This window comes from Nitratidesulfovibrio oxamicus (assembly GCF_015731765.1).
GTDB lineage: Bacteria > Desulfobacterota > Desulfovibrionia > Desulfovibrionales > Desulfovibrionaceae > Cupidesulfovibrio > Cupidesulfovibrio oxamicus.
The window spans coordinates 1-1,387 of record NZ_VRYY01000554.1 but is presented as its reverse complement, the minus strand read 5'-3'; the positions used below and the strand labels follow the sequence as shown (position 1 = coordinate 1,387).

2 protein-coding genes are annotated in these 1,387 nt (G+C 71.3%); both read left to right on the top strand.

From position 1 onward, the window contains the following. Positions 1-702, top strand: a 702-nt coding sequence (locus FVW20_RS15500) for a chromate resistance protein ChrB domain-containing protein (protein ID WP_196610309.1), incomplete at its 5' end; no start/stop codon positions are given. A 9-nt stretch (positions 703-711) separates the two neighbouring features. Further along, on the top strand, positions 712-1,387 hold a 676-nt coding region (locus tag FVW20_RS15495), incomplete at its 3' end, for a chromate transporter (protein ID WP_231039158.1).

Below are 1,387 nucleotides of genomic sequence, written 5' to 3'. Positions count from 1 at the left end.
CGCGACGCCGTGGCCGCGTGGGCCGCGCAACTGCGCGCCCGGTTCGAAGCCGTTGCCGCCGTGGATTTCTTTGGCGCGCCCGCGCGCGAGATGGTGGAAGGATTGCTGGCCGGGGCCGAACGCTGGCTGCGCCTTGGCGCACCCGGAGCCACCCGCGCCGTGCAGGCCGAAACGCACCTTCGCGCGGAGGACTACAAGGGCCTCGTGTGGGTAACCCGGCCCGGCGTGCATGTGGACCGCATCGCCAGCGCATGGCTGGTACGCAGGTTCATCGATGCCGAGGCCTCGTTCCGCTTCGGCCCGCCGCCTGAAGGGAACACGGGCGCGCCCGGCGGAACAGCCGGAACAGCCGGAACAGCCGGGACAGGCAAGGCTGACGCAGCCGGGGCCGGGCGTTGCGTGCGCTTCGACATGGCCGAGGCGGAATTCACCCACGAGGGCGAACTGTGCACCTTCGAGGTGCTGCTGCGCCGCTTCGGGCTGGACGCGGACCCGGCACTGGCCGCCGTGGGCGCGGTGATCCACGACATCGACCTGGACGAACGCCACCCCGCCCGGCCCGAATCGCCGGGGGTGGGGGCGCTCATCGCGGGCATAACCCTGCGCACCAATGACGATGACGAACGGCTGGAGCGCGGCTTCCGCGTCCTGGACGACCTGCTGGAATACTTCCGGCGCAGCGCGCCCGCCCGGCCCGCGTAGGAGGCAACCATGGACGCCGCCCCGCATCCCGCAGCATCGGCCCCCGAAACGTCTGCCCCTGAAGCATCGCCCCCTGACGCCTCATCCCCTGACGCTTCGCCTCACTCGTCCGTGCTCTCCTCCATGCCCTCGCCCCCCGCCACGCCCCACCCCACTTTCGGCGAGGCCCTGCGCACCTGGTTGCGCATCGGCTGCCTGGGCTTCGGCGGGCCAGCCGGGCAGATCGCCCTGATGCACCGCACCGTGGTGGACGAAAAACGCTGGGTGGACGACGCGCGCTTCCTGCACGCCCTGAACTACTGCACCCTGCTGCCGGGGCCGGAGGCGCAGCAGCTTGCCACCTACGTGGGCTGGCTGCTGCACCGCACCGCCGGGGGCATCGCGGCGGGCACGCTGTTCGTGCTGCCCGGCTTCTGCGTGGTCATGACATTGTCGTTCATCTATGCGGCATACAGCCAGATTCCCGCCATCGACGCGCTGTTCTGGGGACTGAAGCCCGCCGTGCTGGCCGTGGTGCTGGAAGCACTGCTGCGCGTGGGGCGCAGGTCGCTGCGTGACGGCTTTTCGCTGGCGCTCGCGGGCGGCGCGTTCGCGGCGCTGTTCGCCTTCGGCGTGCCCTTTCCGGCGGTGGTCTTCGGCGCGGGGCTGCTGGGATGGTTGCGCGCACGGTACGCACCGGCAACGG